The following is an 18026-nucleotide window of genomic DNA, read 5'->3' on the forward strand; positions in this document are numbered from 1 at the left end:
CGTGTGCGGGCTACTGCGGGGGCTGGGCGGTCTCGGGCCAGTCGGTGGATTCGTCGGCGGCCTCGGTGTCCCAGTCGCCGCCGCCGAGCTCGACGCTGTAGCCGTCGGCCGCTGCGGGCTCGGGCTGGGCGGGGGCCGCGGTGAGCGCGGCGACGGACAGCGGCGCCTTCGCGGGAACGACCTGGGCGTGTACGACTCCGCCGAGCTCTTCGGCGACGTAGGGCATGCCGTGTAGGGCGTCGGAGGCGATGAGGCGGCAGAGCTCGCCGGTCGCGCGGGCGACGAGCATGGTCTGCGGCTGCTTCTTCCACTCGGCCTTGCCGAGGAGACCGAGCTGGCTGGCGCGGGCTGTGGTCCACTCGACGGTCTGCCAGTTGTCGGAGTCCTTGCGTCGGCCTCGCATGACGCAGCGCTCGGGCGTCGACTCGACGAGCTCGATCTGGTGGCCCTGCTTCTGGACGACGGCTCGCATGGCGTGCGCCCGGAGTGCGGGAGTGCCCTGGATGACGTCGATGGACTTGAGCGTCGCCATCGGCTTCAGTCCGAGTTCGGCGCCGGCGAGGATCGCGGCGGTGATGTCGCCGGGCTTGCCGCGCAGTGTGGCGGGCACGAAGGACGTGTTGGCGAGCTTCTGCGCCATCTGGTAGGCGAGGTCGGCTTCTTGGGCCCACGCCATGAGGGCGGTGGTGTTCTCGGTCGGCGCCGGAAGCTGGTTGATCTGCGGCTGGGTGGCGACGGCGTTCTGCTCGTCGCGGGTGGCGATTTCGTTACTCACCGAGGTATTCCTCTGCTTGGCGGATGGTGTCCCAGGTCGGCATTCCGATCTGGGGGATTTCGGTGATGGGTCCGGTCCAGTCGGGCCAGTGGTCGTTGGCGACGCAGTCGGCGTAGATGCGCAGGGCTTTCTCGTTGCGTGCGCGGCCGATGTCGCGGTCCTGGTCGTGGAGTTCGCGGACCGTGATCAGGTAGGGGGCCTGCTTGGAGACGAAGACGAAGATGAAGCGGACCGTCTCCGGCTTGAGCGCGGCGTAGATCCCGTCGATGTAGAAGGGGTCTTGCTGGTGGTAGTTGTGATCGCGGATCGCGCGGGAGATCGTGTCCGGCGCGGCGTCCCGGATGGTCTTGAGGTCGACGCAGAGCGTGAGTTCGGGCAGCTGCTTCAGCCAGTCCGGGCGGACCCGGCAGCGGACTCCGGTCGCGGGATCGGTCCAGTAGATCGACCGCTCCGCGACACCCGTGCCGGGGGCGAACAACGGGCCGGCGACCGGGTGGCTGCGGATGGCCTCGGCCATCGCGTCGACCTGGGCCTTTTCCTTCGGCAGGAGCGGCACCTTGCCCGCGGCGTAGGCCTCGTCGCGCAGGGCGCGGGCGTCGGCCTTCTTGTAGTCGGAGAACTCGGTGATCTCGACGATGTCGTGGCCCTCCCCCAGCACTTCTGCGTGGACGGCGTTGCCGAGGTCGAACTCCCGCTTCGGGGCGACCGGGTGCTCGCGGTCGTACTTGAACTGGGCGGGGCAGCCCGGCTTGAGGAGCGCGCGCAGACCGGATGAGGAGATCGACGTGCGGTCCGCGTGGTACTCGTCGGCCGGTAGCCCGTCGACGATGGCGGGCGCTTCGACCTCGACGGCGGCGGTCACGCGGCACCTCGGCAGGTGCAGTTGGGGCCGATGCCCGCGGCGTAGGCGCACGGGTTCTTGTGGCCGCCGCGGGCCGGGAACTCTCCGCCGAGCGGCAGCGGCCTGTCGCAGGCTTCGCACAGCCCAGACGGGGTGTTGGGCCCGTCGTCCTTCTTGCAGCGGGTGCATCGTCCGGCGGCCAGGTCTTGGAGTCTTTCGGTGCCGTCGGGGTCGTACTGGATGGCGGTGACGGCGGCGACGTAGTCGGGGAAGCCGAGGGCGAGCCGGTCCAGGTTGGCCGGGTCTGCGGCGGCGATCGCGGTGAGCAGGAACGTGGTGAACGAGCCGGCCTGGTAGCCGCCGTCTTGCCCGTAGTGGAAGAGGACGTGGGCGGCGGTATCAGCCGGAATGGTGGGGCTTGTGGTGCTCATGAGGTCTCCAAAAGGGTGTGCGAGGTGAGGGCGCCCGCCCCGGAACGGGGGGGAGGCGGGACGGGCGCCCTACGGGCCGCGGAGCCCTGGGGGTGGGGTTCGCGGCGTATTCGGTTGGTCTTGTCGCCGCCCACGCCGGCCGGTGACATCCGGCGGGGCGGCTGGTCTATGCGGCGCCGACTATCGGAGGGCGGACGGTCATGCTGTCCTCACCCCCTCCGGCACCGGGTTCGCCGCGATGGCCTCCCGGATCTTCTTCACCGACGGGGTGTCGTGCGGGACGGGGCGGTCCGGAGTGCGGGACATACCGGACCGGTCCCGCCGGGCGACGCCGGGGGCGACGAACCAGTCCAGGTCGTACTGCCAGCTCAGCTCGTCGTCGGCCGGGCGGGACACCCGGAGCTTCAGGGTGAAACCGTCCTCGCCCGGAATCCACGCCTGCTGGGTGGCCCAGCCGTTGTCCTCGGCGAGGGCGAACAGGGACGCGACGATCTTCGGCAGGGCCCAGCCCTCGGGGGCGGTAAACACAACGCCCTGCTCCAGGCGGGCCCGCGTGACGTCACGCTGACGCTTCTCAGCCGGGGTCAATGCCTCGTCGCGGGCGAGCGCGGCTGCCAGGGTGACGGTCCGCCCGGAGTAGCGGCAGACGGTCGCGAAGCCCATCTTGCGGAACGCGTCCGTGATGACCGGGACGCGCTGCATATTCACGTTCCACGTGGACAGCGGGTCGTGGTCCCCCAAAGCACCGTCGCGGACCCCGGCCGTGCCGCCGCACGGGCACAGCGCCTCGATGCGGTGGAAGAAGTCGCTCCACACGTTCGGGACGAGGAGCGCCGGATCGTGCTTCGGCTCGGCGGCCAGACGCTCCAGGGTGGTCGTCATGACGCCTCCTTCAGGGTGCGGAGCGGCCGGGTGTCCGTGTCGTGGGCCCAACTCGGCACGTGCGCCGGGCTGGTGGCGAGCGCCTCCCACAGCGGCTTCACGTCGATGCCCGCGGGTGCGGTGGCCTGGTCCTCGACGGCGGTGGTGTCGCGTTCCATCGGGGGGACGGTGACGGCGTCGCGGTTGGCCTGCGCGGCGCGGTGCGGGGCGAGCTCGGCCTTCAGTGAGGCGATCTCCCGGTCGCGGGTGTGGACGTCTTCGAGGGCGCCGGAGTATTCGATGGCGGCCCGGTCGAAGTCCTCCTGCAGCTGGTTGCGCTCCCGCTTCAGGCCGTCGATCTCGGTGGCGAGCTGGACGAGCTGGCAGGCGAGGCCGTCGGCTTCCCGGTCCTTCGCGGCGAGCTCCCGTTCCAGTCGGCCGATCTTCTTGACCAGTTCCCACGGGCTCATGCCACGGTGCTTGGCGCGGGTGCGGAGATCCTGGGCGATGCTCACGGCTGGCCTCCGGTGCGCTTGCTGTAGTCGGCGAGGGTTTCGACGTATCCGGCGTCGGCGGTCTCCCGGAATGCGCGGGAGGCTTGCGGGCCCCACACGGTGAGGCGGCCTGTGTCCGCGTGCCAGGTCTGCGTCTCCCGCCAGTCGGCGGCCGGGAAGGCCCCCTGCAGGAGTGCGGCGAGGCGGCGGGAGCCGCCCTGCGGGAGCCGGATCATCTGGCCGTCTGCGGTGGTGGCGCGGACGACGAACGTCTGCGTCATCTCCCCCGACGTATCCGTCCACACCGGGGTCGCCAGGACGGTGACGGCGCCGGGTGCGATCTCCCGGATCCGGAACGGCAGTTGCTTGCAGTGGCGGCGCCGTCGGCCCGCCGAGGAGCGGCGGGGGTGCAGCGGGACTTCCTCGCTGCATTTCGTCCGCTGGGTGGTGCACTGCGAGAAGTACTCGCCGCGCACCCCACGCGACCAGGTCATCAAGTCCGGGCCGTACAGGGCCGTGTAGTCGGCGTCGAGGGCGATGAGGGACTCCTCGACACCGTTCGCGTCCAGCAGGGCGTTGATCGCGGTAGCCATCTACGCCACCGCCTTGAGTTGGCGGGTGCGGTTTTCGGCGGCTGCTGCGGCGGTGGCGACGGCGAGTTTGTCGAGGACGTCCTGCGGGGCCCCGTCGAGGCACAGGCTCAACGTCGAGCCGAAGCTGATCAGGTTCGCGCCGTTGCGGGTGTCGTGGACGATGTCCTCGACGTCGCCGTCGACGATCACGATGGACTGGGATACACGGGTCACGACTCGCCTCCGAAGATGTCGGGGTGGCTGGTTTTCCAGGTGGCCCAGTGCGGCATCGGCTGGTCGACGATGGTGTGGGTGCGGTCCATGACCTGCTCCAGCGTCAGCGGGCCGAGCTTTCGGGCCCGGTGGGTGGGCGGGTCGGGCACGAAGGTCGAGCCGCTGGTCCACATGCAGTTGCGGTAACCCCAGTCGTCGAGCCCGTATTTGATGAAGACGGTGGTGTCCGAGGCCGCGTCGATGTCGAGGGGACGCTGGTCCATGCGGCGCCCGACTCCGTAGCCGACCCAGTGGTTGCGGTGCTCCTGGATGTAGGAGGCGAGCATCTTGGCTTCGGTGTCGGTGGGCCGTTCGGCGCTTGCGAACGGCCACGGCGGGTCGAAGGTGTTGCCGGTGTCCGCGCTGGTGCCGAGGTAGGCGGCGATATACCGCCAGCGGGGGTTGAAGGTGGTGACGACCGGGATCCGCAGCTTGGTGAGCGGATCGGTTTCGATGGCGTCCGTACCGAACGGCCAGGTGGTGTACGTGGTCACGACGCTTCACCTGCCTCGCGGGGCTGGATCGTCATGTCGTTCTTGTCCGCCCAGGTCCGTGCCTGCTGCTCGCTGTGTTCGGCGATGTGGCGGTCCCAGTCGGCGTAGCCGTAGGCGTGGTACTCGATCGGGCCGAAGGACACGACAGCTTTGGCGTTTCCCTCGGTGCTGTAGCGGACCTCCAGCCCATGGGAAGCCGCGTACTCCTCGACCGCCTGGTTGGTGGTGAGCGGCAGCAGGATGTCGGCGACGTAGGGCGTGGGTGCGCCCTCGTTGCTCTCCAGCCAGTCGGCGAGCTGTCGGAGGCCGTCGATGTACTCGTTGCGGTCGGTCATCGCACGCCTCCAGGCGTCCAATTCGGGTAGTCGGCTTCGGTGGAGATGGGGGCATCGGGGTGGGTGACGAGCCAGCCGTCGAGCCGGTACGCGATCCGGTCGGACGGGGAGTTGGTGCGGGCGGCGGCCTCAAGGAGGATCGCGGCCGTCTCCACCCGTGCGAGCGGCACGTCCAGGGCGGCGATGCCGGCGGTCATGACTGCGCCTCCTCGTCGCGCGGGGTGCACCAGGGGGCGCCGGGGCACTGTCCGAAGCCGTTGTGCTTCGAGCAGAGGAGGCTCGACGGGTAGTACCCGCCGCCCTTGAGGGGGTCGATGTGGTCGGCCGCGAACTTCATGCCGTTCAGGTAGAGCTCGCTGGCCAGAGGTGTGTGGGACTCCATGCGGATGTCCTTCGCGGCCTCCTCGACCGCACGGTTGCCGATCGCCCGCTGGAAGTTGAGGACGACTTCCTCGGTGAGGTGGCGCCGCAAGTAGTCGTCGATCTCGGCAGGTGTCGCGGAGTAGCGCGACGGACGCTTCGCCACCTCGGCCTTCAAGCGCTGGACCTCGGCGAGGAGCGCGTGCTCGGTGTAGACCGGCAGCGCGCGGGAGCAGCGTGTCCCGCGCTTCTCCGGCTTCAGGTACCGCTGATCGGCAGCCATGTGGGCGCTGATCGTGTCGGGCTTGTGCGTGAACACGTGGCCCTCGCCCTCAACCCACTCCCAGTCGTGGTGCGTGCGCTGACCGTCGGGCTCGTCGGAGTGGTCGCAGTAGAAACCGACCGGAGTGAAGGGCTGCGGGATGCGGTCACTCATGACGCCTCCCCGCGCCGGGTGCCGTACAGGAAGCCCCACAGGGCCTGCCGGAGGTCGACCCAGTCGATGCCGGTCACCTTCGGATAGCCCTGCGTCTCAAGGACGCTGGCGACATCGAGGACCAGGCCTGTCGTGAACCGGGGGTCGTCGCCCGGGAGCGGGCGGATCGGGTACTCGCGGGCGTTCACAGGTCTGCCTCCTCGCCGTCGAGGGCGTCCTGGCAGTCCGGGCACAAGCCGGTGATCCGCCACTCCAGCTGGTAGGCGGCGGCCTGCGAGGCGTCGAGGAAGACACGCGTCTCGCCCTGCGCGGACACCAGCGGCTGACCGCAGCCGATCGGCGACTTCAGGCAACGCTCCTCACGCACCGCATCCGCAGGCAAGTCACCGCCCGAAATCGCGGCGAGGAAAGCGGGGATCGAGTTCATCGCGCACCGCCCTGCGTCGGCAGGCTGGGGAGTTGAAGCTGTGCGGAACCACCGAGCCGCTTGTGCAGCTCGTTCAGCCCCTTCACCGTGACCCGCAACTGCGGGGCATCCAGAACCAGTTCACCGGTCCGCGGGTGGTAGTGGGACTGGGGCAGCTCGGACAGCCAGCGCCGCTCGATCGCGTACTGGTTGGCGCGGTAGCGGTGGTCCGCGTTCTGCACGAACGCCCAGCCGAGCTCGTGGAGGATCCCGAAGAGCCTGTTGCGGCCCGTCTGGATACTCGGGTCCCGGGACAGGATCTTCGCCGCGTCGCCGTCGCCGACGGCGAAGTCGCCCTCGGCGGAGGCGAGCGTGTTCCAGGAGTGGGCGGCCGGCTCCAGCTCGGCGACCCGGGCCTCGGCAACGATGCGCGCCTGCTCCGACTCGATCGCGGCCTGGAGGGCTTCCAGCTTCGTCATCTCGCGGGGCTGCACCGAGTACGAACCCGTGCGGCGGATGGACGGGATGACCTCGTGGGTGATCCAGCGCTTGAAGGCTTTCGCCTGCGGCTTCCGCGAGCGGAGGATCAGGGAGTAGAGGCCGGGCTCGGAGATGATGGCGAGCTGCTGCGCGCCGCCAGGGGTCTCCAGACTGTGGACCCCCTTCTCGTCCTCGTCAAGGAGGGCGAGTGAGCTGTGCATGTTGCCGAGTTCGAGGACGTCGGCGACGTCGCGGGCGACCCACCAGGGTTCCGCGTCGATCATCACGGACCGCACGTGCTGTGCAATCTCGGGGAAGGTGAACACCAGCGGGGTGCTCGGGGATGGGACCATGGTCATCAGGTCCACTCCTGTTCTCTGAGTGTCTGGTGTGGATCGAGGCCCTGCTGCCGGTGTGTGGAAGCCCGGTAGTGGGGCCGATTTGCCGCTCTAGGCGGCGATGGGCTTGGCGTACTTGCCCGGCAGGACTTCGCCGTTGGCCTGCACCCAGCGGATGTGCGCCGCAGTCAGGCGCGGCGACTTGCCGACGTAGGTGAAGGGGATCCGGCGTCCGTGGATGGCCTCGACCACCCAGTTCTCGGTCTTGCCGAGGATTTCGCCGGCCTGCTTGGGGGTGAAGCAGCGCAGTTCCAGGTCATTCGCGGACTGCGTCGTGCTCAGCTGCTCGACGGCTGCCGTCAGGCGCAGGATCAAGGTCGTGTCGACCGAGGTCTCCGGATCCTGTCGGGCTTCGGTGGGGGGCGCCAGGTCGTTCCTGGTCACGGGGCGTCTCCTCGTGGGTGATGGCGGCGATGGGGATGTTCAGACGCTCGGCGTAGAGGCGGAGGGTTACGTCGCTGGCTCCCTGCTGGCCGCGTTCGACGCGGGAGAGGAAGCCAACGTTTCGGCCGATGTCTTTGGCGAGCCGCTGAAGGCTGATGCCGCGGGACTGACGTATGGCCTTCATTGCGTCTCCGTTGGGTCTCACGAGACACAACGTAGGCCCAACAAAGTTGAGGAGGCAAGGGTTCCGGTCGTTTTTGTTGGGTGTTTTTCGGGCTTCATTGGGTGTATCTCGGTAGTCCCACCCTTAAAGCCCTGGCCATAGATGTACGGAGCGCACAGGTGGTGCACACGCGACGCAACCGCAACGAGGAGTTAACGAAGCAACAAAAAGGGGCCCCTAAGACCGATCAATCCTGGTCAATTGGGGGATTCGATGGGTGCATGTTGCTTGCCAGTGGTGCATGATGGCCGTCATGACAGAGGACCGGACCAAACTGCAGTGGCCCGAACTCGCAACCGCCATTCGTGCGGCACGCGAGGCCCGCGGCCTCTCGCAGGTCGCCCTCGCTGAGCTCGCAGGCGTCAGCGAAGGCACCGTCCAGAACCTCGAAGATGACGGACAGCGGCGGAGCCGGATTCCACCGAGCCTCGCCAAGGTCGAGCCGCACCTCGGCTGGACCCCGGGAAGCGGGCACGACATCCTGCGCGGCGGCCAGCCCACCCCGGCAACACCCCCTGCGGATGCACCGCCCCAGTCGGGGAAGGCCCGGGACCGCCTCCGGGATCGCCTCCCTCTGCGCATCGTCGACGAACTGGAGAGCGATGACGACCTCATCGACTCTCAGGTCATTGAGCTGCCCGGCACCGACGGTGCGCGCATGACGGTGGTCGTCCACGGGCGCGCCGCCGCCACGCCAGAGCAGATCCAGGAAGCACTACTCGCCTGGCGCCGGGCCGAACGCAATCTCCGCCGGCCATCGGGCGAGGGCGACGCCGAGCCGCCCGAGTCCGTCAACGGGTCGTAACTGATCCCTCGCTGATTGCATCCGTTCACTCCCTTTACCACTCGTAAGTGTGGTGTCATATGCAGACGCCACACCGGGGGGCGCCCGCGTGGTCTTGGGGGACCTATGTCTGTGCGGGTTCTGTCCGTCTCGGGTATGCCGTTCCGCGTCAAAGTCTGGGTAGAAGACTGCGATGACGGCCGCGCCGCCGTGTACGTCGACAAGGCGCTATTGCACGAGTGCGGGCCCGAGGCCCTGGAGGATGCCCTCAACGACACGGCCCGCAGCGGGCAGAAAGTGGACAGTGCTCAGGTCCGCGCGACGCTGCGCGCCGTCAGCAGGTGAGTCATGGCGCACGCCGAGAAGCGGACCTACGACAAGGCCCAACGCAAGTGGCGCTACCGCGGCAAGTACAAGCTCCCCAACGGCAAGTGGGGGTCCGTCAGCCGCGACGACAACGACCAGCCGTTCTACACGGCACGCTCGGCGGTCGAGTACGCGCAGGGCCTGGAGTCCGACGTCCGCCGCAAGACCTTCGTCAACCCGCGCGACGGGCGGCTCACCGTTGAGGAGTGGTCCAAGCTCTGGCTCGAATCGGTGGAGCTCGGCAACCGCAGCGACAAGTCGTACCGACAGCGCCTGCGTTCCGTCATCCTCCCCCACTGGGGTGCCACCGCCATGGGTGACATCACCACCGTCGCCGTCACGACGTGGGAGAAGCAGCTCCGGGCGCGCTACAAGCCCAACTACGTCAAGTCGACGATGTCTGTGATGCGGGTGATGTTCGACGATGCGGTCGCCTCCAAGGTCCGAGGCGACAACCCCGTTCCCACGCTGCGGTCCAGGCGGCGCGGGAAGTACAAGGGCAAGGAGCAGCAGGACGAAGTCGTCACCGCGACTCCCCGCCAGATCCTCCTTCTTGCCCGCAACGCGCAGGAGATCCGCGGGCTGACCGGCTACGCCATGGTCGCAACGATCGCCTACGCCGGATTGCGAATCAGCGAGATGGCTGGCCTGCGCCGTGAACACCTGCTTCTCAAGGACACGGGCTCAGGCTGCCGTCTGCTCGTGCAGCAGCAGCATCAGTACGTCGACGGCAAGCCGGCTCAGGTCGATCCCAAGTACGGGTCAACTGGCAGCCTCATCCTCGCCCCGTTCCATGCGGAACTGCTCCGTGAGCTGATCGACTCCCACAGCTCCGAGTGGGTGTTCCCTGCGCCGCGCGGTGGCAAGTTGGATACCGGTCAGCAGTTCTACAAGAACACGTGGCGGCGCATCGTCGACGGCAATCCGGTCCCCCCAGCCGGTGCCGCCTCGCGGGACCGGCTGCCGTCCCTGCACGCCGTGGCCGGCGTCGAGGGGCTCGTGCCGCACGGTGCCCGGCATTCGATGAAGGTGTGGCTCGACGAGCGGAAGCATCCTCGGGCCGCGGTGGAGGCGCGGATGCGGCACGTGCTGCAGGGCATTGAGGGCGTGTACTCGCATGTGACGCTGGCGATGGAGCTGGCTATCGCGGCGGATCTGCAGCAGATGTGGGAGGCGGCACTGCGGATGGTCGAGGTCGACCGCCGGGAGTGGGAGCCTGCGCGCTGGCAGTGGGAACCTGCGCCGTCCGCCGTGCGGGCCCGTAAGTTGATCTCCCAAATGTCTCCCACGGAGACATGAGCGCCCTTTCGGGACTCCGCGCTGGAGTCTCACGGGCCGTTCGGATTCATGCAACTGTCCAGCGTGCTGCGGGAAGTTGCCGACTGGCTCACCTGACGCCTCCGCGCACGACACGGCCGTATTCGGACGATCCCCCGCGTCGCCCGAATACGGCCGGCCCTCCCCGGCACACCACACCCCAACAGGCGGGCGGCCAGGAAGCCCTGAGTATAGTTGGCTGCGAGCCAGTCAACGCAGGAGTCAAGAATGTCCCCCCGCAGCGCATCGGTCAATGAGGAGTTGCGCCGACGTTCCCGCGAACGGCTCCTGCAGGCGACGCTGGAACTCGTCGGGGAGCGCGGGTACGAGGCGACGACGCTCGGCGACATCGCGGACCGCGCCAGATCGGCGCGCGGCCTCGTCTCGTACTACTTCCCGGGCAAGCGGCAGTTGCTGCAGTCCGCCGTGCACCGGCTGATGCACCGCACGCTGGAGGAGGCGCTCGAACGGGAGCCGCGGCCCGGGCTCGACGACGGGGACGAGCGGCTCGCCCGCGCCATCGACGCGATCCTCGGCCTCGCCCGCGACCAACCCGTCCTCATGCGCACGCACATGGCGGGGATTCTGCAGGCCGAGGGCTTTGTGCAGTGCCCGGAGCAGCAGCGCCTCGCGGAGCTGCTGCGCGAGACCGTCGTCCGGCACGGGACGCTCGACGTCGACACCGACTATCCGCTGCTGCGCGCCCTGTTGATGGGCGCCGTGTTCTCGATCCTGGTGCCCGGCGTGCCGATGCCGATGGCGACGCTGCGCGCCGAGCTGTTCCGCCGCTACGAACTGGAGTGGAAGCGGGGCCACCCGCCGGACGACGAGGATGACGCGTCGTCCGACGGGAGCCCGGCGCACGGCAGACCGGCCGATTTCTCACGGTACTTCGAGCCGCTGGCACCGGCCGCCAATGGCGGCGATCGTGATGGCGCCGCTCAGCCGAAGTAGTCCGGCTGCGTCTGGACGTTCAGCTCGCCCAGGCGGATCTTCTGGGCCGGATCGGTCCTGGCGTCGTCGACCTTCAGGACGTCGAAGCCCTTCGCGATGTCGTTCGAGTAGATGTAGCCGTTGTAGTAGTACGCGGACCAGGAACCGCCCGTCTGGATCTTGTCGGTGCTGAGCGGGCCGCGCTCGAAGTAGCCGATCTCCTCGGGTTTCGTGGAGTCCGTGAAGTCCCAGACGGAGACGCCGCCCTGGTACCAGGCCTGCACCATGAGGTCCTTGCCCTTGACCGGGATCAGCGAGCCGTTGTGCGCGACACAGTTCTCGGTGTCGGCCTGGTGGCGCGGGATCTTGAAGTAGCTCTTGAAGACGAGCTTGCGCTTGTCGCCCTTGCCGGTGATGTCGTAGATGCCGTCGGCGCCGCGGTTCGGACCGATCTCGGCGTTGCAGGTGGCCGCGCCGCCGCCGCCCAACTCGTCGGTGAAGACGACCTTGTTGGCTGTTTGGTTGAAGGTCGCCGAGTGCCAGAACGCGAAGTTCACATTGTCCTGGACCTGGTCGATGACCTTGGGGTGCTCCGGGTCGGCGATGGAGAACAGGATGCCGTCACCCATGCAGGCGCCCGCCGCGAGGTCCTTGGAGGGCAGGACGGTGATGTCGTGGCAGCCGGTGGTCTTGGAGACGCCCGGGTTGGTGGGCGCGCCCGGGTTGCCGCCGCCGTCCTCGCCGTCACCGGGGAAGAGGACCGGGAAGCTCACGACGGCTGCCTTCTGCGGCGCGTTGCGCGGCACCTTGATGACCGAGATGCCGTCGTGCGGCGGCTTGCAGTCGGGGAACGTCGCGCTCGGCGAGTACGAGGAGACGTAGATGTAGACGTTCTTCTTCTGCGGCACCAGGCTGTGCGTGTGCGAGCCGCAGGCGGTCTCGACGGCGGCGACGTACTTGGGGTTCGCCTTGTCGGTGATGTCGAAGACCTTCATGCCCTCCCAGGACGACTTCTCGGTCGCGGGCTGGGTGGTGGAGGCGCAGGAGTCGTCGCTGCGGGAGCTGTCCGTGGACAGGAACAGCAGGTTCCCGGAGACGGAGACGTCGTTCTGGGAGCCGGGGCACAGCACCTGCGCGACCGTCTTCGGCGCCTTCGGGTCGCTGATGTCGAAGACGCGGAAGCCGTCGTAGTTCCCGGCGAAGGCGTACTTGCCCTGGAACGCCAGGTCGGAATTGGTGCCGGGCAGCGCGTCCTTCGGGATGTTGGTGACGTGCTGGATGTTGTCCGAGTGCACGACCTCGTCCTGGCCGGGGATGTCACCGGCGGATATCGCCTTCTCGACCTCGGCCTCTGTGCTCTTCGACACGCTCTTGGGCGCCGCGTCCTTGTCGCCCGGGTCGGGCGTCGCCGAGACCGGCCCCGCGGCGAGCAGCGCCGCGAGCAGCCCGGCCGCGGCCGTGGCAACTCCCAGGCGTCTGCGGCGCGTTCGGGTGGAGGACAGGATCACTGTTGTCTCCTTTGTCTCCTTGAATGACGGTGACTTCGTTCGTACGTGAACGATTCACAGATCCCCCCGAGTATCGTCTTCCTCATGCACAGATCAATAGATGGCAACGCAATCGTCATGAAAGTTGCCGTCGCCGCGCTGGTGGCGGTGTCGGCGCTGGCACTGACCGCGTGCGACTCGGGATCGGACAACTCCCGTGCGTCCGACGGGCCTTCGGTCATCGCGCCGGGCAAGCCGGGCGAGGGGGCCGAGACACTGTCGGCCAAGGACGCGCGGCGGCGCGGCTCCGACGACGCCCCGAACTCCGCGGACGTCCGTTACGCGCGGATGATGATCCCGCACCACGAGCAGGCCATCGAGATGACCGAACTCGCCCCGAAGCGGGCCGAGTCGGCGAAGGTCAAGGCGCTCGCCGAGCGGATCGCCGCCGCGCAGGGGCCCGAGATCGAGATGATGCGCGGGTGGCTGAAGAAGCACGGGCGAGGCGCCTCCCCCGAAGGCCACGACGCGCACGACACGATGCCCGGAATGGCCACGGACGCGCAGCTGAAGAAGCTGAAGGCCGCCCAGGGCACGGCATTTGACGCACTGTTCCTGAAACTGATGGTCACCCATCACCAGGGCGCGGTGACCATGGCCACCGACGTCAAGAGTGAAGGGAACAACGTGCAGGTGGAGGAGATGGCGGACGACGTGATCGCCCAGCAGACGAGCGAGATCGCGCGGATGCGTGACATGTCCTGACGCCCGTGCTCCCCGCGGGGACACACCGCCGCGCCCTCTCCCCCACCGCGCTCCCCGGTGTCATGCTGAGACACATCAGCACCCCGGCGGAGGGAGCCTCCCGTGCCGCACATCGCCGTCGTCGGTTCGGGTCCGAGCGGGGTGTACACCGCGCAGGGCCTCCTGCGGCAGGACCGGGTCCCGGACGTCCGCGTCGATGTCGTCGACCGGCTGCCCTGCCCGTACGGTCTGGTGCGCTACGGCGTCGCGCCCGACCACGAGAAGATCAAGTCGCTGCAGAACAACCTGCGTTCGATCCTTGAGGACGAGCGGGTGCGCTTCCTCGGCGGCGTGGAGATCGGCCCCGCGCTGCCGCCCGCGAAGCTCCTTGAGCTGTACGACGCGGTGGTGTACTGCGTGGGCGCGGCGGCCGACCGGCGGCTCGGGGTGCCGGGCGAGGACCTGCCGGGCAGCTGGTCCGCGACGGACTTCGTGGCATGGTACAGCGCCCACCCGGACGCCTTCGACGGCGGTTTCGTACGGGGTGTGCGCACAGCCGTCGCGATCGGCGTCGGCAATGTGGCGGTGGACGTGACCCGGATGCTGGCGCGCGGCGCCCCGGAGCTCCTCCCCACGGACATGCCGCGCGCCGCGCTCGACACGCTCGCGGCGAGCGAGGTGCGGGACGTGCACATGGTGGGCCGGCGCGGCCCCTCGCAGGCCCGCTTCACCACGAAGGAGCTGCGCGAGCTGGGCGGCCTCCCGGACACCGAAGTGGTCGTGGACGCGCGGGAGTTGGCGCTCGACCCGGCGTACGAGGACCCGTCCGGACTGCCGGGCGCGCAGCGGCGGAACGTGGAGGTGCTGCGGGGGTGGGCCACTTCTTCGCCCGGGCCCGCCACGCGGCGCCGGATCCATCTGCGGTTCTACCTGCGGCCCGTCGAGGTGCTCGCGGAGGGCGGCCGGGTCGGCGGGGTGCGCTTCGAACGGACGCGGCCCGACGGGCACGGGGGCGTGGTCGGGACGGGGGAGTTCGAGGAGATCGGGGCGGAGTTGCTGCTGAGGTCGGTGGGGTATCGCGGAGTGCCGTTGGAGGGGCTGCCGTTCGACGAGCGCAGTGGCACCGTGCCGCACACGGCGGGGCGGGTGCTGCGGGGTGCGCGGGTGGCGCCGGGCGAGTACGTCGCCGGGTGGATCAAGCGCGGTCCCACCGGGGTGATCGGCACCAACAGGCCGTGCGCCAAGGAGACCGTCGGCTCGCTCCTCGACGACGCCCACATCTTCGTAGCGGACGAACCCGCGCGGGATCCGCTGGGCGGGCTCGTCGCCGCCGGGGCGCGGCCCGTGGAGTGGGACGGGTGGCGGGCGATCGAGCGGGCGGAGGCGGAGTTGGGGCGCGGGCTCGGGCGTGGCCCGGTGAAGATCCCGGACTGGGAGGGGCTGTTGAGCGCGGCCCGCGGTTCGTAGACAACCCAATGCGCGTTCCGGGGCGCGGACACGTGGCGGCAACACGACGGAAATCAGCCGATCGTTCGAGGTCATTACGTTCTCGTCCATGACAACGCACCCCGTGGACCAGGTCCCGCCCGCGCGCCAGTTGGTGGCGTTTGGGCTGCAGCACGTGCTCGCCATGTACGCGGGCGCGGTCGCCGTGCCGCTGATCGTGGGCGGCGCGATGAAGCTGCCGCCCGCCGATCTCGCGTATCTGATCACCGCCGATCTGCTGGTGTGCGGGATCGCGACGCTCATCCAGTGTGTGGGGGTGTGGCGGTTCGGGATCCGGCTGCCGATCGTGCAGGGCTGTACGTTCGCGGCCGTGTCGCCGATGGTGCTGATCGGGACGGAGGGCGGCGGGCTGCCCGCGATCTACGGGGCGGTGATCGTGGCGGGGCTCGCCATGATGCTGCTCGCGCCGGTCTTCGGGCGGCTGCTGCGCTTCTTCCCGCCGCTCGTCACGGGCACGGTGATCCTGATCATCGGGCTTTCGCTGCTGCCGACGGCGGGGACGTGGGCGGCGGGCGGCGAGGGCGCGGAGGACTTCGGTGACCCGAAGAACATCGGGCTCGCGGCGCTCGTCCTGGTGCTCGTGCTGGGTGTGCAGCGGTTCGCGCCGCCCGCCCTGAGCCGGGTCGCGGTGCTCGTCGGCATCGTGGCCGGCACGGCGGTGGCGATACCCACCGGGTTCACGGACTTCTCCGCCGTCGGGGACGCGAACTGGGTCGGGATCAGCACGCCGTTCCACTTCGGCGCCCCGGAGTTCCACGTGGCGGCCATCGTGTCGATGCTGGTGGTGGCGCTTGTGACGATGACGGAGACGACCGGCGACTTCATCGCGGTCGGCGAGATGACGGGCCGCCCTGTGGACCGGCGGGCGCTCGGCGACGGGCTGCGCGCCGACGGCTTCTCGACCGTGCTCGGCGGCGTCTTCAACACCTTCCCGTACACGGCGTTCGCGCAGAACGTGGGCCTGGTCGGCATGACGAAGGTGCGCAGCCGCTGGGTCGTCGCCGTGTCCGGCGGCATCCTGATCCTGCTCGGGCTGCTGCCGAAGCTGGGCGCGGTGGTCGCCGCGATCCCGTCGCCGGTGCTCGGCGGGGCGGGGCTCGTGATGTTCGGGACGGTCGCGGCGAGCGGCCTGAAGACCCTGTCGAAGGTGGACTTCGAGGGCAACGCCAATCTGACCGTGGTGGCGGTCTCAGTGGCCGTCGGGCTGCTCCCGGTGGGCGTGCCGACGATCTACGAGCACTTCCCCCACTGGTTCCAGACGGTGATGGACAGCGGCATCAGCGCGGGCTGCCTGACGGCGATCGCGCTGAACCTGCTGTTCAACCACCTTCCGGGGACCGGGAGTTCAGTTCCCGCCGAGCCGGTCGCCCTGCCGGGCGGCCGCGTCGAGGATGTGGTCGAGAAGGCCGGGGAAGAGCGCGTCTAGGTCGGCCCTGCGAAGACCGTTGAGCTTGGCGGTCCCCCGGTAGACCTGCACGATCACTCCGGCCTCGCGCAGCACCCGGAAGTGGTGCGTGGTCGTCGACTTGGTGACGGGCAGCTCGAACGCCGAACAGGACAGCTCGGCCTCCTCCGAGGCCGCCATCTCGCGGACGACGGCGAGGCGCATCGGATCGGACAGCGCGTGCAGCACCGCTTCGAGGCGGATCTCCTCGCGGGAGGGGTGCGCGAGCGTGCGGCCGCCGGTGGCTGCCTCGGTGTGCGGTGCTGCGGCCGTCATGGACGACTCCCCTTCACGGTGCGGCTGGCGCGACGCCTGCGGTGCGGCGCGCTCATCGTTCGCCGTCATTGTACGAGAACCATCGTAGTTTGACATCCGCCGTAGTACGGTGGCTATCGTACAAGGGAAGTCCTCGTCGTGACCGCGAAGCGTTTTCGCGACCCGTCCCGACGACCCGTACCGAATGGAGTCCGCCGTGAGCGCACTGTTCGAGCCCTACACCCTCCGGTCCCTGACCATCCCCAACCGGGTGTGGATGCCGCCGATGTGCCAGTACAGCGCGGCTCCCGAGGGCCCGCTCGTGGGGGCGCCGAACGACTGGCACTTCCAGCACTACGGGGCGCGCGCCGCGGGCGGCACCGGCCTGATCATCGTCGAGGCGACGGCCGTCTCCCCCGAGGGCCGCATCTCGCCGCAGGACCTCGGCATCTGGAACGACACGCAGGTCGAGGCGTTCCGCCGGATCACGTCCTTCCTGAAGTCGCAGAACACGGTGCCGGGCATCCAGCTCGGACACGCGGGCCGCAAGGCCTCCACCGACCAGCCCTGGAAGGGCGGCGCGCCGCTCGGCCCGGACGCGTACGGCTGGGAGGCCGTCGCGCCGAGCGCGGTGCCGTTCGACGAGAAGCACCCGGTGCCGGCGGAGCTGTCGGTCGACGCCATCAAGGAGGTCGTCCAGCAGTTCGTCGACGCCACCCGCCGCACCCTGGACGCCGGCTTCGAGGTCATCGAGCTGCACGGCGCGCACGGCTACCTCATCGGCGAGTTCCTGTCCCCGCACTCCAACAAGCGCACGGACGAGTACGGCGGCTCCTACGAGAACCGCACCCGGTTCGCCCTGGAGGTCGTCGACGCGGTGCGCGCCGAGTGGCCCGATGAGCTGCCGCTGCTCTTCCGTATCTCCGCCACGGACTGGCTGGAGGACGGCGAGGGCTGGACCGCCGACGACACGGTCCGCTTCGCGGCCGAGCTTCAGGCCCACGGCGTGGACCTCATCGACGTCTCGACGGGCGGCAACGCGGCCGGCGTCCGCATCCCGCTCGGCCCCGGCTACCAGGTGCCCTTCGCGGCCCGCGTCCGGGGCGAGGCCGGGGTCCCGGCCGCCGCGGTCGGCCTCATCACCGAGCCCGAGCAGGCCGAGAAGATCCTCGCCAACGGTGAGGCGGACGCGATCCTCGTCGGCCGCGAGCTGCTCCGCGACCCGTCCTTCGCACGGCACGCGGCGCGCGAACTGGGCGCGGAGAGCCATGTGCCGGACCAGTACCACCGGTCCGTGTAACAGCCGGTCAGTGGTGTGCCCCCGTGGTCGTCCGTGGACCACGGGGGCACATGTGGTGATGGGGCGGCGCGTGTTCATGGGGCCTACGTGTTCATGGGTAGCCGCGTTCTGCGTCGGCGGCTCCGCC

Annotated in this window: 25 protein-coding genes and 1 pseudogene; 8 read left to right on the forward strand and 18 right to left on the reverse strand. The window is 69.3% G+C overall.

Annotated elements, in window-relative coordinates:
- Positions 1-10 precede the first annotated feature (10 nt).
- The 16 genes and pseudogenes from RBJ65_RS18585 to RBJ65_RS42120 all read right to left on the reverse strand — a co-directional run.
- Positions 11-775: a hypothetical protein gene (locus RBJ65_RS18585; protein ID WP_306317302.1), complete on the reverse strand. Its 765-nt coding sequence runs from the start codon at positions 773-775 to the stop codon at positions 11-13.
- Complete coding sequence (locus RBJ65_RS18590) at positions 768-1637, reverse strand: PD-(D/E)XK nuclease-like domain-containing protein (RefSeq protein WP_306317303.1); 870 nt, start codon at positions 1635-1637, stop codon at positions 768-770. The genes RBJ65_RS18585 and RBJ65_RS18590 overlap by 8 nt, the downstream gene beginning before the upstream one ends.
- Positions 1634-2047 (reverse strand): hypothetical protein, encoded by a 414-nt coding sequence (locus RBJ65_RS18595; protein ID WP_306317304.1) that lies wholly within the window; start codon positions 2045-2047, stop codon positions 1634-1636. Before RBJ65_RS18595 ends, RBJ65_RS18590 begins: the two co-directional genes overlap by 4 nt.
- Before the next feature lie 198 nt (positions 2048-2245).
- Positions 2246-2929: a hypothetical protein gene (locus RBJ65_RS18600; RefSeq protein WP_306317305.1), complete on the reverse strand. Its 684-nt coding sequence runs from the start codon at positions 2927-2929 to the stop codon at positions 2246-2248.
- Entirely contained in the window at positions 2926-3423 is a 498-nt protein-coding gene (locus tag RBJ65_RS18605) for a hypothetical protein (protein ID WP_306317306.1), read from the reverse strand. Before RBJ65_RS18605 ends, RBJ65_RS18600 begins: the two co-directional genes overlap by 4 nt.
- Positions 3420-3995, reverse strand: coding sequence for a hypothetical protein (locus RBJ65_RS18610; protein WP_306317307.1), 576 nt, complete (start codon positions 3993-3995; stop codon positions 3420-3422). Before RBJ65_RS18610 ends, RBJ65_RS18605 begins: the two co-directional genes overlap by 4 nt.
- Positions 3996-4208 (reverse strand): hypothetical protein, encoded by a 213-nt coding sequence (locus RBJ65_RS18615; protein ID WP_306317308.1) that lies wholly within the window; start codon positions 4206-4208, stop codon positions 3996-3998.
- Positions 4205-4741 (reverse strand): hypothetical protein, encoded by a 537-nt coding sequence (locus RBJ65_RS18620; RefSeq protein WP_306317309.1) that lies wholly within the window; start codon positions 4739-4741, stop codon positions 4205-4207. Before RBJ65_RS18620 ends, RBJ65_RS18615 begins: the two co-directional genes overlap by 4 nt.
- Positions 4738-5076 (reverse strand): hypothetical protein, encoded by a 339-nt coding sequence (locus RBJ65_RS18625; RefSeq protein WP_306317310.1) that lies wholly within the window; start codon positions 5074-5076, stop codon positions 4738-4740. Before RBJ65_RS18625 ends, RBJ65_RS18620 begins: the two co-directional genes overlap by 4 nt.
- On the reverse strand, positions 5073-5273 hold the full coding sequence (locus RBJ65_RS18630; RefSeq protein WP_306317311.1) for a hypothetical protein: 201 nt from the start codon (positions 5271-5273) through the stop codon (positions 5073-5075). The genes RBJ65_RS18625 and RBJ65_RS18630 overlap by 4 nt, the downstream gene beginning before the upstream one ends.
- On the reverse strand, positions 5270-5872 hold the full coding sequence (locus RBJ65_RS18635) for a hypothetical protein (protein WP_306317312.1): 603 nt from the start codon (positions 5870-5872) through the stop codon (positions 5270-5272). Before RBJ65_RS18635 ends, RBJ65_RS18630 begins: the two co-directional genes overlap by 4 nt.
- Entirely contained in the window at positions 5869-6060 is a 192-nt protein-coding gene (locus RBJ65_RS18640; RefSeq protein WP_306317313.1) for a hypothetical protein, read from the reverse strand. Before RBJ65_RS18640 ends, RBJ65_RS18635 begins: the two co-directional genes overlap by 4 nt.
- Entirely contained in the window at positions 6057-6299 is a 243-nt protein-coding gene (locus RBJ65_RS18645) for a hypothetical protein (protein ID WP_306317314.1), read from the reverse strand. The genes RBJ65_RS18640 and RBJ65_RS18645 overlap by 4 nt, the downstream gene beginning before the upstream one ends.
- A complete protein-coding gene (locus RBJ65_RS18650) occupies positions 6296-7117 on the reverse strand; it encodes a BRO family protein (RefSeq protein WP_306317315.1) in 822 nt (273 codons plus the stop codon). Before RBJ65_RS18650 ends, RBJ65_RS18645 begins: the two co-directional genes overlap by 4 nt.
- 90 nt (positions 7118-7207) lie before the next feature.
- On the reverse strand, positions 7208-7540 hold the full coding sequence (locus tag RBJ65_RS18655; RefSeq protein ID WP_306317316.1) for a hypothetical protein: 333 nt from the start codon (positions 7538-7540) through the stop codon (positions 7208-7210).
- A 37-nt stretch (positions 7541-7577) separates the two neighbouring features.
- Positions 7578-7724: pseudogene (locus RBJ65_RS42120) on the reverse strand (helix-turn-helix domain-containing protein); the annotation flags it as partial.
- Between the two features lie 292 nt (positions 7725-8016).
- Here RBJ65_RS42120 and RBJ65_RS18660 point away from each other — a divergent pair.
- The 4 genes from RBJ65_RS18660 (at position 8017) to RBJ65_RS18675 (ending at position 11184) form a co-directional block, all read left to right on the forward strand.
- Positions 8017-8568: a helix-turn-helix transcriptional regulator gene (locus tag RBJ65_RS18660; protein ID WP_306317317.1), complete on the forward strand. Its 552-nt coding sequence runs from the start codon at positions 8017-8019 to the stop codon at positions 8566-8568.
- A gap of 135 nt (positions 8569-8703) precedes the next feature.
- Positions 8704-8892, forward strand: a complete 189-nt coding sequence (locus RBJ65_RS18665; RefSeq protein WP_306317318.1) for a hypothetical protein — start codon at positions 8704-8706, stop codon at positions 8890-8892.
- Positions 8893-8895: 3 nt separating this feature from the next.
- Entirely contained in the window at positions 8896-10212 is a 1317-nt protein-coding gene (locus RBJ65_RS18670) for a hypothetical protein (protein WP_306317319.1), read from the forward strand.
- Positions 10213-10458: 246 nt separating this feature from the next.
- Positions 10459-11184 (forward strand): TetR/AcrR family transcriptional regulator, encoded by a 726-nt coding sequence (locus tag RBJ65_RS18675; protein WP_306317320.1) that lies wholly within the window; start codon positions 10459-10461, stop codon positions 11182-11184.
- On the opposite strand, the gene RBJ65_RS18680 is transcribed toward RBJ65_RS18675, so the two are convergent.
- Positions 11172-12671 (reverse strand): LVIVD repeat-containing protein, encoded by a 1500-nt coding sequence (locus RBJ65_RS18680; RefSeq protein ID WP_306317321.1) that lies wholly within the window; start codon positions 12669-12671, stop codon positions 11172-11174. The two genes, RBJ65_RS18675 and RBJ65_RS18680, sit on opposite strands and share 13 nt — an antisense overlap.
- 117 nt (positions 12672-12788) lie before the next feature.
- Between RBJ65_RS18680 and RBJ65_RS18685 the strand changes: the two genes are divergently transcribed.
- The 3 genes from RBJ65_RS18685 (at position 12789) to RBJ65_RS18695 (ending at position 16326) form a co-directional block, all read left to right on the forward strand.
- Entirely contained in the window at positions 12789-13415 is a 627-nt protein-coding gene (locus RBJ65_RS18685; RefSeq protein WP_306317322.1) for a DUF305 domain-containing protein, read from the forward strand.
- A 102-nt stretch (positions 13416-13517) separates the two neighbouring features.
- Entirely contained in the window at positions 13518-14861 is a 1344-nt protein-coding gene (locus tag RBJ65_RS18690) for an NADP oxidoreductase (RefSeq protein WP_306317323.1), read from the forward strand.
- 88 nt (positions 14862-14949) lie between these two features.
- Positions 14950-16326: a nucleobase:cation symporter-2 family protein gene (locus tag RBJ65_RS18695; RefSeq protein WP_306317324.1), complete on the forward strand. Its 1377-nt coding sequence runs from the start codon at positions 14950-14952 to the stop codon at positions 16324-16326.
- Here RBJ65_RS18695 and RBJ65_RS18700 read toward each other — a convergent pair.
- Complete coding sequence (locus tag RBJ65_RS18700; protein WP_306317325.1) at positions 16246-16620, reverse strand: helix-turn-helix transcriptional regulator; 375 nt, start codon at positions 16618-16620, stop codon at positions 16246-16248. The genes RBJ65_RS18695 and RBJ65_RS18700 overlap by 81 nt on opposite strands.
- A gap of 196 nt (positions 16621-16816) precedes the next feature.
- Here RBJ65_RS18700 and RBJ65_RS18705 point away from each other — a divergent pair, with 196 nt between their 5' ends.
- A complete protein-coding gene (locus tag RBJ65_RS18705; RefSeq protein WP_306317326.1) occupies positions 16817-17899 on the forward strand; it encodes an NADH:flavin oxidoreductase/NADH oxidase in 1083 nt (360 codons plus the stop codon).
- Positions 17900-18026 lie beyond the last annotated feature (127 nt).

The organism is Streptomyces sp. KL109B, assembly GCF_030766935.1.
In the GTDB taxonomy this organism is placed as follows: Bacteria; Actinomycetota; Actinomycetes; order Streptomycetales; family Streptomycetaceae; genus Streptomyces.

Excerpts from the sequence above, each read along its gene's own strand:
- RBJ65_RS18600 (WP_306317305.1), bottom strand. The coding sequence starts at position 2,929 with ATGACGACCACCCTGGAGCGTCTGGCCGCCGAGCCGAAGCACGATCCG.
- RBJ65_RS18695 (WP_306317324.1), top strand. The coding sequence starts at position 14,950 with ATGACAACGCACCCCGTGGACCAGGTCCCGCCCGCGCGCCAGTTGGTG.
- RBJ65_RS18595 (WP_306317304.1), bottom strand. The coding sequence starts at position 2,047 with ATGAGCACCACAAGCCCCACCATTCCGGCTGATACCGCCGCCCACGTC.
- RBJ65_RS18660 (WP_306317317.1), top strand. The coding sequence starts at position 8,017 with ATGACAGAGGACCGGACCAAACTGCAGTGGCCCGAACTCGCAACCGCC.
- RBJ65_RS18610 (WP_306317307.1), bottom strand. The coding sequence starts at position 3,995 with ATGGCTACCGCGATCAACGCCCTGCTGGACGCGAACGGTGTCGAGGAG.
- RBJ65_RS18630 (WP_306317311.1), bottom strand. The coding sequence starts at position 5,273 with ATGACCGCCGGCATCGCCGCCCTGGACGTGCCGCTCGCACGGGTGGAG.
- RBJ65_RS18635 (WP_306317312.1), bottom strand. The coding sequence starts at position 5,872 with ATGAGTGACCGCATCCCGCAGCCCTTCACTCCGGTCGGTTTCTACTGC.
- RBJ65_RS18700 (WP_306317325.1), bottom strand. The coding sequence starts at position 16,620 with ATGACGGCCGCAGCACCGCACACCGAGGCAGCCACCGGCGGCCGCACG.
- RBJ65_RS18675 (WP_306317320.1), top strand. The coding sequence starts at position 10,459 with ATGTCCCCCCGCAGCGCATCGGTCAATGAGGAGTTGCGCCGACGTTCC.
- RBJ65_RS18625 (WP_306317310.1), bottom strand. The coding sequence starts at position 5,076 with ATGACCGACCGCAACGAGTACATCGACGGCCTCCGACAGCTCGCCGAC.
- RBJ65_RS18650 (WP_306317315.1), bottom strand. The coding sequence starts at position 7,117 with ATGACCATGGTCCCATCCCCGAGCACCCCGCTGGTGTTCACCTTCCCC.
- RBJ65_RS18670 (WP_306317319.1), top strand. The coding sequence starts at position 8,896 with ATGGCGCACGCCGAGAAGCGGACCTACGACAAGGCCCAACGCAAGTGG.
- RBJ65_RS18665 (WP_306317318.1), top strand. The coding sequence starts at position 8,704 with ATGCCGTTCCGCGTCAAAGTCTGGGTAGAAGACTGCGATGACGGCCGC.
- RBJ65_RS18685 (WP_306317322.1), top strand. The coding sequence starts at position 12,789 with ATGAAAGTTGCCGTCGCCGCGCTGGTGGCGGTGTCGGCGCTGGCACTG.
- RBJ65_RS18645 (WP_306317314.1), bottom strand. The coding sequence starts at position 6,299 with ATGAACTCGATCCCCGCTTTCCTCGCCGCGATTTCGGGCGGTGACTTG.